The sequence below is a fragment of the Francisella philomiragia subsp. philomiragia ATCC 25015 genome (assembly GCF_000156715.1).
Lineage (GTDB): Bacteria > Pseudomonadota > Gammaproteobacteria > Francisellales > Francisellaceae > Francisella > Francisella philomiragia.
The window spans coordinates 37,739-51,245 of the sequence record NZ_DS999312.1 but is presented as its reverse complement, the minus strand read 5'-3'; the positions used below and the strand labels follow the sequence as shown (position 1 = coordinate 51,245).

Here is a 13,507-nt window from a genome sequence, read left to right as displayed (position 1 = left end):
ATTTATATGAAAAAGGAAATAAACTACTACAAGATAGCTAGCACAAGACTATTGGAAAAGATAATTTCAGAATTTAGTTATGAAGGAATTTTTAAGCCACTACAAAAAGATATAGATCAAGAAGTATATACTTTAGAAATAAACTCCAACCTATATTACAAATTTAAGGCTGTACAAAGAATATACGGTAATTTAACTATTGAAAAGGATTCTGTAACAAGACATGAGAGTAATAGTACAAAACCTGCTGATGATGCTATAAGACTTATCATTGATACACTACCTATAACAAATATTGACTCTGTCACAACGGCACACCTCATAAAAGAGCTAAATAATACGATATTTGCAGATATCGCTATCTTACAAAAAGACAATATCTCAGCAAAGGACATATACAAACTTCCATATGCCTACATAGAAGGAAACATGACTGGTCACCCCTGGTTTGTGATTAATAAGGGTCGCATTGGCTTTAATGCATCAGACTATGCAAACTACGCTCCAGAAATGCAAAAAATCATCAATTTAGTGTGGATTGCCGTAAACAAAGATTTAGTAACTTTTTCATCTATAGCAAGTACTGATTATCTACAAATTACTAATAAAGAAATTAACTCAGAAACCTTACTCAGTTTCAATAAAACTATAAAGATGAACGGTAAAAAGCCTAGTGATTTTTATATTTTACCTGTTCATCCATGGCAGTGGAAAAATGCTGTAATGCAACAGTTCACGAAATATATAGCTGATAAAGATATTATATTTCTTGGTAAGTCTACCGATCAATACTTAGCTATGCAATCAATAAGAACTATGTCTAATATTTCTCATCCTGAAAAACACAGTATAAAACTACCTCTAAATATACTAAATACCGCGGTTTATAGAGGCCTACCCAAAGATCAAACAATTAATGCCCCAATGCTTACACAATGGGTTAAAAATATAGTCCAAAAAGATGAGTTTTTAGCTAAATGTAATTTTATTCTTCTAGGAGAGTTAGCTAGTGCCTACTGCCATCATCCTTATCAGTCAGAAGTTCCTCAGGTACCATACTACTTTACAGAGCAGTTAGGTGCAATCTGGAGAGAAAGTATTCACACTAAACTTAAAAGTACTGAACAGGCTATAACAATGGCTGCTTTAACTTATGTTGATGCTAATAATAAAAGTATCATTTGTGAAATGATCAAAGAATCATCTTTAGATATTGATAAATGGCTAGAAATGTTTTTTGAAAATACTGTCCCTGCTCTACTACATTTCTTATACAAATATGGCATGGTTTTCTCTCCTCATGGAGAAAATAGTATATTAATCATAGAGGACAATCTCCCTGTTGGTCTGGCTATGAAAGATTTTGTCGATGATATAAATATATGCAAAAATCCTGTTGCTGAACTAAGATCACTTCCACAACAGGTAAAAAACGCCATTCCTCAAGTTGAAGATGATTACCTTCTGCAATTTATTCATACAGGATTATTTGTTGTTCACTATAGATATATCTCTTCGATACTAGCAGATAAACTAAACTACCCCGAACTTTACTTCTATCAAAAATTAGATGAATGTATACAAAAATATCAGACAAGCAATCCTGAGCTAAAATCTCGTTTTGAACGTTTTGATCTATATAAACCAACTTTTACAAAACTATGTCTGAATAGGCTAAGAATTTTTGAAGTTGGATATAGTGATTATTCAGCAAGACCTAAGGTAATATCTACAGGTCAACTTGATAATCCTCTTTATCTTGCCCAAAGCACTAAAAATGTAGATAAATATTTATTCAAGCATAATAGAGTGTCTTTTAGAGCATTTGACTTAGAACATGATTTAGATACTACTCACTCATGGATGAATAAACCTCACGTAGCAAAATTCTGGAGCTTAAATAAATCAAAGTCAGAGCTAAAAAAACATTTTTGCAATATGCTTTCAAAGCCTAACCAAAAATTACTTATATTATCGATAGATAACTCAGAAATCGCCTATGCTGAAGTTTATAACACACAGACTGATCGTATCGCTAATTACTTCTCTACTAATAATAATGAATATGGATGGCATCTGCTAATTGGCCCTGAAGAAGCTATAGGTAAAGGATATTCTAAATTACTTGTAGAAGCTCTTAGCAAATATTGCTTTGATATGCTTGGCGCTAATAAAGTTATCTTTGAACCTGATGTCAGAGTGATCCCTTTTCAAAAAATCGCTCCTAAAATCGGATATTCAAATCTTGGTGAGATAGCCTTACCTGAAAAACAAGCATATCTATTTAGTTGTTCAAAGAGCTCTTTTATAGAGAGTGAAACATTATGATAGACTGCGATATTTCAAAATGGCCAATAGTTAAAATGCATTTTGGTAGCTCCCCAAGCTATAAAGATGTACTTAGCTGGTTAGATAAATGTTCTCAAATACTAAAGAAACAACAAAAATTCTTAGTAATTAGTACTTTTTCTGAACAATATCAGTTTGAGCATAAAGCACGATTAAAACAAGCAAAATGGTTTAAAGAGTCTAAACCTGAACTTGCTAAATGGTGTCTAGGTATGATTCGTGTCACAAATGATCCTATTATGATCAAAAAGATTAATGCTCCAGCAATGGCTAAGGGTATGCCCTTTAGCTGTATTGCTATTGGTAATACATGCTCAGCATGGGAAAAAGCTCAACAAATTCTAATTGAAGATAATTTGATATGAAAAAACAACTTGATATAACCATTCTTTATTTAGCACAAGCTATATCACTATATTTCTGTACTTTTGGATTACCAACGATTCTACGTTCTGAAGGAGTCTCTTTAGAAAAAATAGGCCTTTTTAGTATCTTACTATTACCATGGGTTATCAAATTCCTATGGGCTCCTTATGTAGATAGGTTATATATCAAAAAAATAGGCCGAAGAAAAAGCTGGTTTATTGTAATGCAATTTTTAACCATAAGTCTATTTTTAATATTCTCTATTTACACTCCAAAAGACTATACCAACTATATTTTCTTATTTGCGTTTTTATTGTCCTCCATTGCAGCAACTCAAGATATAGCAATTGATGGATTTTCAATAGAACAAACAAAAGCTAAAAGCTTACAGTGGAGCAACTTTTGTAGAGTAATTGGCACTACTCTAGGTAGCATGATTGGTGGAGCATCTCTAATTGCGCTATACAAAATTTTAGGCTGGCATCAAATTACTCTATATATGACTTTGATAAGTTTATGCATTTGTGCCTATATGTTTCTTATAAATGAAAATCATCAAAACGAAGAATACCGGCACCACATACCATCTCTAAAGTCTTTCTTTAGTAGAAAAGAAACCAGAATATTGTTACTTATGTGTTTGAGCTACAGAGCCTGTGAAGGTTTGGTTATGGGAATGCAATCATCATTTTTGGTAGATTCTCACATTCCGCTAACAACGATAGGCATAGTTATGGGAACTGGTAGTGCATTAATAGGTGTTTGTGGTGCAGCTGTTATTAGTTATCTCTTTAACTTTTATAAAGAAACTATTCTTTTGACAATATTGGCAGTAATCAGAGGCTTTTGCTATTTCTCTCTAGGATTTATAAGTTTTTATGGCATTAATAATCAAATATTTATCTTTGGAATTGTATTATTAAATATGGCTTCTCGACTTATGGAGATGATAGTTCTATATACTATATTCATGAAATTTAGCTCAAAAGATCAAGCAGGCACTGACTTTACAGTTTTAGTATGTGCTGAACTTCTAATCTATATACTAGGAATGTCACTTAGTGGTTTCTTAGCTGCGAATATTGGTTACTCAATGCTTTTCACACTAGGAGGTATTATTTCCATACCAGGATATTTAATAGCATTACTATTATTACAAAAACTATTCCTTAGCGAGAGTGCTAAGCCTATTATATTGGATAGATAATCTAATTTATTCATTTGCTATAAATGATATTGATTATCATTATCATGGTGATATTATCTAAGTTCTAATTTGTTACTTCTAATACAATAACATTCTTATGAATTCTAAAATTACAGCGCCTATAATTATATGTATAGTTATTTTATTATCTTACAGCACAGCTTTTTCAAACACTAATGGTCAAGAGCTTAGCTTAAATGAAGAAGCTATCATTGAACTACAGCAGCAGATACGTAAATTACAAGCTGATATTAGTGATATGGAAGAAAACACACTAGACTCCAATCGATTAACAACATATGACTCAAAAATAACCGACCAAAAACCTAATGATATAAGCCTAATATTTGGAAATAGTACAAATGCTTACGAAATCAGCACCAGTATAAATACAAATAATTCAATCATAGATTTAAGAAATACCCTAGCAGGCGGTATCTTTACTCATGATGGTGCTATTAATGTCGGAAATGCCCCAGCTATTACTACCAGAGGACAAGTAACATTTTTAGGAGCCTACTCAGGTAATAATAGTATACCTATAGGAATGATATCAGGCAGTTTATTCTCATCTACGGTAATCGGACAACGCAATAAATTTGATGACTATGCTATATTTTTAGGCGGAAAAATAGAAGTCGATGCTCAAGTATGGTCTGGTAGTGAGGGAATCTCAAATGGCTATACTCTAAATGCTAATGGTCAAAATATTTCTCTGACATCTTCTACATTATATTTTTTAGCCAATGTAGGACACTACGTGACCGCTCAATTTGATATCAGCACTAGTGAGCTTAATAACTTTGGCTTAGGCAATGCTTTTGTCATATTTGGTAATCTAGATACATCACCATTATTTGTAACTGCTGGAAGAAGTAAACTATCAGTAGGTGCTTTTGGTGGTGGTGGGCCATGGACTGGTGGTATAACAGGATTTCTGGCACCGGGTAGAACAACCAACATATCACTAAACTATAAAGATGACATTCTAAATGCTAATATAGCAGTCTTTGGATCTGATGATAATCATCTAAATTTTTCAACCGGACTATTCTATGCTGAGAGTTGGACTGAGAGCCTAGCTGTTGGCTTTAATACAGGTTATGTTTTTAATATTGCTGGAGCTGGAAATGCTTCTTTTAGCAAGTTTTTGGAGAATCAAAATTCTTCAACTGATAATATAGGCAGCTTCAACATTAATGGTAACCTAACTTACACTATAGGTGGTGGTTTTTTAAACCTAGGAACAGGTTGGGCAAGTACTACAAATAGAAAAGACTTTAATGGTAGTAATCAAAATGTCTTAGCTGGAGGCTGGTATGCTGCAGCAAACTATTCATTACAGCTAGGCGGCAGAAATACAAACTTTGGTGTATCATATGGGCAAACATATAATTCTGCTAATATACCGATGTCATTACCAGCATCTCCACTGCTATTTGGTCAATCTCCATCTGGAATCAAAAACCAGCTAGTTTTATCAACTCAACGCGCATATTTTGACAACAATGTCTTAATAGGTCCAGAGTATTCATATCAAAAGTTATATAACGACAAGCATATGAATACTTTCACTATAGACATTGCTGTATACATGTAGTCACTGAGTTAACGCTAAGCTAAAGTATTACTATTATTTAGTTTATTTTTTGTATACATGAGAAAGCTTAGTCTGGTTTTTTTGACGTTAACCACTTCCTTAACTGAATTATGTTATGCTGATGCAAGATCACAAATTATTATAGAGAATAACTGTTCAGTCCCAATATCATTCAGTATATCTCCAGGAAATAGCACTGGAAGTGCCATAAACAATCAAGTATTAGATGCAAATCAGTATATCAATGTTGGACAGTATACCAATGATAAGTTTGTAGATTATAACTCAACTATAGATATAAACTTCCATTCTGAGAATTTACAATATAATGGTTCAATACAATATAATCTAAAAAATGGTTGGACTATTAATAGTGCGAATTTTGATAATTTGAATGGTGATATAGCTATAGAGCATCAAAATAATGATTTTGACTATAGTTGGCATAGCTACACAACAACACTAAAATATCGTATACCTATATTTACAATCTCTACCTGTCCGAAATTCACAAACCCGCAAGACTCAAAACTCAAAGACATAGAAAGAATACTTATATTTGGAGATAGCCTAAGCGATACAGGCAACTTATATGGTTATACAAATGGAATTATCCCAAGATCAACTCCTTATTATAGAGGTATGTTTTCTAATGGCTCAGTTTGGACAACAATGTTAAGTGGAATTCTAGAAAATAAAATCCCAATCAGTAATTATGCTGTTGGAGGAGCTACCGCTGTCTTTGAACCATCTTGGACAGATCTTGGCTTACCCTATACGATAGACACTGAACTTCAAGCATATTCTCTCGATGATGGAGCTCACGATACCAATAAAAATCTAGCAATATTTTTTATTGGTGCAAATGACTATTTAACAATATCAGCCAATCAAGATCCTAACTTACTCAAGAATATTGCTAGCGAGGTTACTGACAAGATTATAGCAGCTATCAAAACTGTAAAAGCACAAAAAACTCTAGTTATAGGACTACCTAATCTAGGTTTAACACCAGAGTCAAAAAATATAGGCAACCAAAACCTCTTAAAAGAAGTATCTTCTCTACATAACCAAATTCTAAAACAGTTTGCTGAAGACCAAACCAATATAGAATTTGTAGATATGAATCCAATATTTGAGATGCTTGTTAATGATACTGATAATTTCAACAAAAAATATCACACTTCGATAAGCTCAAGCAAAACCAACCAAAGTTGCTGGAGTGGTGGTTATTTCTCTTATAATCCAGATGGTCTAAACTCAAAAGAGTTTTATGAAAACCTATTAAGAGGCAATCCCAAGACTATCCTACTTCAAGAATCTGAGAATATTTCATCAGGAGAGCTAGATATGAATAAAATTCCTCTGAATCCAGATATTACTAGTGCGATTTTAGCTGCTGAAACTGGTAAATTATGTGATAATCCTCAAGAATATATATTCTGGGATGGTGTCCATCCAACCTATCAAGTGCATAAAGCACTATTTGAATATATTGCTAACGAGTATTTAGGAATAAATATATAGGTAGAAAACTTAATCGAAATAGCCACCAGCGACAAAACGATCAATAAAATGTTGGCTAAAGTGAATTTTATTCAATTTAACATTTTCCAAAAGTTGCTGGTATTGGCCTGACTTAAAAATATAATCAAGAACATAAAATACATTACCTTTACCAACTACCTTTTCAACCTTTTCTTCGAAATTAGAAAAATCTGTTTTCTCATCAATATAATCATCTAATAAAGAGCAAAGCTTATCTATAGTTTTCTCATCAGCTCTGTCAAAGTACTTTGCAACCTCATAATGAAACTCATACTTGCTATCATGAAAAAATGGGTATACATTTCCTTTCCAAGCAACTTTATAAGCATCATCAACGTAGCTACTACTTAAAACATTTAGCTTCATAAGATGATAGTAAAATTTATTTGTATTCATTTGATTTTCCTATTTTATTTATTAAGCTCTTCTTGAACTATTTGATTAACCTGCTTAGGATTCGCCTTACCTTTACTTGCCTTCATAGCTTGACCAACAAAGAAGCTCATAAGCTTAGTCTTACCGGCCTTAAAGTCAGCAGCTTGTTGAGGATTAGCTACAATTATACCTTGAACTAATTCTCTTATTGCGCCCTCATCTGATACTTGTTTCAAACCTAGTTTCTCGATGATATTAGCAACAGATGTTGCTGACTCAATATATTCTGCTATGACTTTTTTAGCATTCGCTTGTGAGATAACATCTTTTTGGACATTATCAATAATCTCTAATAGAATCTCTGCTGGGATTATATCTACTGAGAATTCTTTTTCCGCTCTATTAAGAGTTGATATTAAATCGACTGTTATCCAGTTATACGCGGGCTTATAGCCTATCACAGCTGCTACTTGATCATAATAATCTGCTATTTCAAGATTTGATAATAAAAACTCAACTTCTTGATCAGCTAAATGCTCACGATAGACCGCTTCACGCTCTTCTGGCTTAAGTGGCATCTGCTTTTTGATACTTTCGATATATTCATCAGTTATTACCAATGGTAATAAATCTGGATCTGGGAAATAACGATAATCAAAAGCATCCTCTTTTGCACGCATTGAGCGTGTTTCATTTGCATCCGCATCATATAGACGAGTTTCTTGAACAACCTCTCCACCAGACTCTAGCACAGCTATTTGACGAGCATATTCATACTCAATCGCTTTATCAATAAATCTAAACGAGTTTATGTTTTTAAGTTCTGCACGAGTACCAAACTTATCTTGACCTTGTGGTCTAATTGACAAGTTGACATCACATCTAAACGAGCCTTCTTGCATATTACCATCACATATACCCAAATGCTTGACTAGCTGATGAAGCTTTTTAAGATAAGAAACTACTTCTTCAGATGACCTAAAATCAGGATATGTAACAATTTCTAAAAGTGGTGTACCTGCACGGTTATAATCCAACCCTGTCTCACCAGCGACATAACCATGAACTGATTTACCAGCATCTTCTTCTAGATGAGCTCGCTCAATTCTGATAGTTTTGGTTCCATTAGAAGTTTCAATATCTAGCTTACCCTCTTGGACTATTGGATTATTAGATTGACTAATCTGGTAGCCTTTTGGTAAATCTGGATAAAAGTAATTCTTACGTGCGAAGAAGCTATCTTTTGATATTTTAGCATCTACAGCTAAACCAAATATAACAGCTTTACGAATAGCTTCTTTATTTACTACAGGCAAAGTTCCTGGCAAACCTAAATCTAAAAATGCAGCCTGAGTATTTTGATGCTGCCCATATTTTGTTGCAGAAGTCGAAAACAGCTTAGATTTAGTACTTAACTGAATATGGACCTCTAGCCCTATCACCATTTCCCAATTCACTATTAAATCCTCGCTTGTTCTAAAATAAATTCTTCAATACCATAACTATTTTGATATTGTGTGACCATTTGTGTCAAAACATTATCATTAAATGCTTTAGCCATGAACTGACCACCAACAGGTAAATCATTAGCAAAACCAATCGGAAAAGCTATTGCTGGTAGACCTGATATATTAGCTGGTATAGTATAAATATCTGATAAATATGCCGAAACAGGATCTAACTTATCGCCTTTTTTGAAAGCTTCACTTGGAGCTGCAGGCATGAATATAACATCAACTTGCTCAAATATTTGATTAATTTGATCAGTCATCAACTTACGTAGCTGCTGAGCCTTATTATAATAAGAGTCATACTGACTTGATGCTAGCACATAGTTACCTATCATGATTCTACGCTTAACCTCTTCACCAAAACCATCAGTACGAGATTTTCTGTATAGCTCATCTAAGTCTCTAGCTTCTGGATTACGATAGCCATATCTAATACCATCATATCTAGCTAGGTTAGCTGCTGCTTCTGCTGGCGTTATGATATAGTAAGTTGAAAGAGCCTCTTTTAAATCAGGAACTTTAACTGACTTTATTTCAGCTCCTAGCTTTTTGAAATTATCAAGAGTTTTTGATACAGCTTCTTGTATTTGTGCTGGTAAGTCTTTGATCAAACTTTCATCAACACCAATTACTTTACCTGAGATATCTTTTTCTAAATCTTGTGTAAAATGATTTTCTTTGACACCAACACATGTAGAATCATACTGACACTCTCCAGAGATAGCATCTAACATAATAGCTACATCTTCTGCATAATGTCCAAAGATACCTGCTTGATCAAAAGATGATGCAAAGGCTACCATACCAAATCTTGAAGTACTTCCATAAGTTGGCTTCATAGCTGTTAGACCACAAAAACTCGCAGGCTGTCTCACAGATCCACCAGTATCTGAACCTGTACTAACAGGAGCAAATCCTGCAGCAACCGCAGCCGCTGAACCACCTGAAGATCCACCTGGTACTCTATCCAAGTCCCAAGGATTACTAACAGCTCCGTAATAGCTATGCTCATTAGTTGAGCCCATAGCGAACTCATCCATATTTAACTTACCAAGAGTCACCATACCTTGATCTTTACAGTTTTTTGTAACTGTTGAATCATATGGAGCTACAAAGTTATCTAGCATCTTAGACGCTGCTGTTGTTTTGATACCTTTTGTACAAAAAAGATCTTTATGCAAAATAGGTATACCAGTCAACAAACTTTGCTTACCTGCAGAAATAATAGCGTCAGCATTTTCTGCTTCTTTTAACGCTTCTGCTTCACATAGTGTAATTACAGAGTTTATACTTTTATCTTGGTCTTTTATTTTTGCTAGATATTGCTTAGTTAGTTCAACCGCTGTGACTTCGCCACTATCTAGTCTAGCTCTCAATTTTTTAATATATGACATTGCTCACCCTATTTAACAACCTGTGGCACCATAAAATAATCATCAACTACTTCACAAGCAAATTTATCAAAACTTGCTCGATTATCTTGATCTTGAGGAATATCTTCACGAAATTTAAAATCAACACTAATTGGAGAAACCATCGGTGTAACTCCATTGGCATCAAAATCTTTGACGGCATCAAGAATCTTACAAATATTTGTAAGGTCTTGAGTATACTGCTCTAACTGCTGCTCATTCAAATCAAAACAAGATAGCTTAGCAATATGTTTTACTAGTTTTTTATCCATTTAAACACCCAAATAAATCATTAGAAACAAATACCCATAAATTATAGAATACTCATAAACATAAAGAAAGGTGTAGCTATTGCTATTTTATATTTGATGGCTGATTCTGTACTTGCTCTTTTATCGTTACAGGTTTAATCACTGATTCACTCTTTTTGATACCTATATGTAGCTGGCTACTGTTTAGATTTATCGGGAAACCATTATATCTACGCCATAGCTCATAACCTAAACTAACATCATTAAGCAATACCCAACCATGTACTTTGGTACCTAGTCTTAACACATCAGGAGATGGCCAATCCCTACTACCACTTTGTTTAACAAATATCTTAAACTGTCCTTGGGCATTATTTTGTGGAGAGATAAATATAACCTCGCCTTCGAAGGTACCAATTGCTACCTGAGGCCAGCCACTAAACTGTATAGCAGGCCATCCTTCAAATTGTAGCATTACCTTATCGCCAACCTTGACCATAGGTACATCCATACTATTAACCCATAATTCAACTATTCTAGACTTACTCTCTGGAACTATAACTGCTAATACATCTGTATCTTTGACTATTACCCCTCCCATACCATGGATACGATCCATTATCACACCATCAGTAGGAGCTTTGACTAAACGGCTTTGTTGACGTGCTATTTGTACTTTTACTTTTGCTAGATCAACATTAAGTTTTGATAGTTCTTGAGTATAATTTACCATCTCCATCTGAGCCTGCTCATATATTCTTTGAGTACTCGCTCCTTTATCTACTAGATATTTATGTCTTTCGATATTATTTTGTGTATTTTTTATTGCTAGTTTAACTGACTTGATACCCAGCTCAATTGCTGCCTTTTCTTCCTCTAAACGAGAGACAACCTCAGGATCAAGATCAAGCACCTCAACGATAGGATCCCCTTTTTTAACAGCATCACCTTCAAATACATACCATTTACCTAGTCTACCTCCAATAGGAGCAGATATATTTTGCTGACGCTCAGATGGTGATAAAGTTGTAACATCGCCATAGCCATCGATAGTTTGTTGCCACGGAATCATACCCAAGACAACACCTATAACAATAATGCTCAATAAAACCAAGAATATAATCTTTTTAAAGCTAGGGTCTTTTCTAAGCATTTCTGATGATTTTAATTGCATCATTAAATCCCCACTTACTGAATAGATATAATTAACGTTGGTGTTGCTATTTTACGTAGTATATGTGTAATTGCCATATGACCATTCCTGTTTGTTAAGCCATACGAATCAATTAATATTAATAGCTTAGGCTGTTTTAAAATAGCTCTTATTAAATTCATCTTTAATACTACCATTGTATTAAACTCTAAATTGTATTTGATAGTTTGTGAATCAATTTCTTTTTCAAAATACTTTTCAAGAAAAGCAATACCAAAGATATCTAATAATTCACTTAGATACTCAAGCCTCTCTTGAGAGAAATCACCCTCACATAAATTGTCAAGCACAGTACCTGCAATGACCTCTATACCACTAGCAATATGGATTTTGTCACCAATCTCTTGCTTAGAGTAGTTTGTCAGACAAACACCATTTAATTTTATTACTCCAAGAGAATTATCATCAAAGAAAGAATCTAGAAGCTTTTGCGCACTATTTATTGATAAACAAAGTTCATAAAACTGATTTTGAGTGTAATCAAAAGTATACTTTTGCTCATCGTCGGCTAATATAACATCCAATGATACAACATTATCAGCTAGCTTAGCTTCTTTATGCTCTGCACGCACTTTATCTTCTTGAGAAATCTCCAATAAATCTAGAATCTTACGCACCGCCACAAGAAAACCATAACAATCATATAAATATTGACTAAATTTCAGTAATCCAAGTAGAACTATATTGACCAAAAGCTCTGCAGCAATCAACTGACCAATAGATAACTGACCATTTATGATCAGATAACTACCGATACCTAATAGTAGAATATTTATGAATATGTATGTCAAACCTATGTATACATGCTGTCTCAAGACTACACCAAAGAAATTAGATCTAGCATCTAAATAGTTACATAATTTGGTATCGACCTTTTTCATAGAATTATTTAGAGGGCGTTGTTTAAATGATAAAAACTCCGCTGTTTTCTCTTCAAGAGAGTCAACAATATCATAAATATTACTCGACTCTTTAAGTCCAGCTTTATACCCAGCGTTCATCGGCACAAATATTGACAGTATGATACAAGTAATCAATAAAATATCGAAGACTAAAAATAATGGATGATAAAACGCTAAAATAATTACACAAAAAAGAGTCTGCAAGAATATATCCAGAAGGATTATGAAAATAACTGATACCGACTTTTGCAAAAACTTAAGTTCAAAAGCCCTGTTAATTTTCTCGCGAACATTTATCTTATCTAACTTGTTAAAATCAACTCGATAGATAGCAGTTATCACTCGCAGTACTACATCTACAAAGATTTTCCTTTGGATATCTTCAACAAGCTTTAGTTGAAAAATCCTCACAAAAAAAGCTGCTGTTAATAGAATAAACAGAATAGTTATCAATGATATAACTGGCCTAATAGACAAACTAACGCCAACAAGATTAACTAATGTTTGAACTGATACAGGAATTGTTAGTGATAAAAAACCTAATAGTAAACTGTATATAATAAGCGTATATACGGTATGTCTAGGAATTTTCAGTACTGATTTAATTTGTTTATACAACATAAAAATAAAATACGACATAATAACAACTATACTGCTTTAGTATAATATTGTTTTAAATAATGTCTACACTAGGATATTAATTTTATGTAATGATACTACATGTATCTAGCAAAGATACATATTTGTAGTGAAGAGATAAATGGAAACTGATT

The 13,507-nt window shown here is 33.4% G+C and carries 11 protein-coding genes; 5 read left to right on the top strand and 6 right to left on the bottom strand.

Annotated features, from left to right (window positions below; translation table 11 throughout):
* The first annotated feature begins 6 nt into the window (after positions 1-6).
* From FTPG_RS02965 to FTPG_RS02945, 5 genes are all read left to right on the top strand, one after another.
* Complete coding sequence (locus FTPG_RS02965) at positions 7-2,328, top strand: GNAT family N-acetyltransferase (RefSeq protein ID WP_004286943.1); 2,322 nt, start codon at positions 7-9, stop codon at positions 2,326-2,328.
* Positions 2,325-2,714, top strand: coding sequence for a hypothetical protein (locus tag FTPG_RS02960; RefSeq protein WP_004286942.1), 390 nt, complete (start codon positions 2,325-2,327; stop codon positions 2,712-2,714). Before FTPG_RS02965 ends, FTPG_RS02960 begins: the two co-directional genes overlap by 4 nt.
* Positions 2,711-3,922, top strand: a complete 1,212-nt coding sequence (locus FTPG_RS02955; protein WP_004286941.1) for an MFS transporter — start codon at positions 2,711-2,713, stop codon at positions 3,920-3,922. The genes FTPG_RS02960 and FTPG_RS02955 overlap by 4 nt, the downstream gene beginning before the upstream one ends.
* Before the next feature lie 97 nt (positions 3,923-4,019).
* Positions 4,020-5,522: a rhizoferrin import outer membrane protein FslE gene (gene fslE / locus FTPG_RS02950; RefSeq protein ID WP_004286940.1), complete on the top strand. Its 1,503-nt coding sequence runs from the start codon at positions 4,020-4,022 to the stop codon at positions 5,520-5,522.
* Between the two features lie 57 nt (positions 5,523-5,579).
* Positions 5,580-7,049 (top strand): SGNH/GDSL hydrolase family protein, encoded by a 1,470-nt coding sequence (locus FTPG_RS02945; protein ID WP_004286939.1) that lies wholly within the window; start codon positions 5,580-5,582, stop codon positions 7,047-7,049.
* A 9-nt stretch (positions 7,050-7,058) separates the two neighbouring features.
* Here FTPG_RS02945 and FTPG_RS02940 read toward each other — a convergent pair whose 3' ends face one another.
* The 6 genes from FTPG_RS02940 to FTPG_RS02915 form a co-directional block, all read right to left on the bottom strand.
* Positions 7,059-7,466, bottom strand: coding sequence for a hypothetical protein (locus tag FTPG_RS02940; RefSeq protein ID WP_004286938.1), 408 nt, complete (start codon positions 7,464-7,466; stop codon positions 7,059-7,061).
* 14 nt (positions 7,467-7,480) lie between these two features.
* Positions 7,481-8,902, bottom strand: a complete 1,422-nt coding sequence (gene gatB, locus FTPG_RS02935; RefSeq protein ID WP_004286937.1) for an Asp-tRNA(Asn)/Glu-tRNA(Gln) amidotransferase subunit GatB — start codon at positions 8,900-8,902, stop codon at positions 7,481-7,483.
* A gap of 2 nt (positions 8,903-8,904) precedes the next feature.
* Positions 8,905-10,350, bottom strand: a complete 1,446-nt coding sequence (gatA, locus tag FTPG_RS02930; protein ID WP_004286936.1) for an Asp-tRNA(Asn)/Glu-tRNA(Gln) amidotransferase subunit GatA — start codon at positions 10,348-10,350, stop codon at positions 8,905-8,907.
* Between the two features lie 8 nt (positions 10,351-10,358).
* On the bottom strand, positions 10,359-10,640 hold the full coding sequence (gene gatC, locus FTPG_RS02925) for an Asp-tRNA(Asn)/Glu-tRNA(Gln) amidotransferase subunit GatC (RefSeq protein WP_004286935.1): 282 nt from the start codon (positions 10,638-10,640) through the stop codon (positions 10,359-10,361).
* An 82-nt stretch (positions 10,641-10,722) separates the two neighbouring features.
* Positions 10,723-11,793 (bottom strand): HlyD family secretion protein, encoded by a 1,071-nt coding sequence (locus FTPG_RS02920; protein WP_004286934.1) that lies wholly within the window; start codon positions 11,791-11,793, stop codon positions 10,723-10,725.
* A 14-nt stretch (positions 11,794-11,807) separates the two neighbouring features.
* Positions 11,808-13,355 carry an ATP-binding cassette domain-containing protein gene (locus FTPG_RS02915; RefSeq protein ID WP_004286933.1) on the bottom strand — a complete coding sequence of 516 codons (1,548 nt, stop codon included), beginning with the start codon at positions 13,353-13,355 and terminating at the stop codon, positions 11,808-11,810.
* Positions 13,356-13,507: the final 152 nt, after the last annotated feature.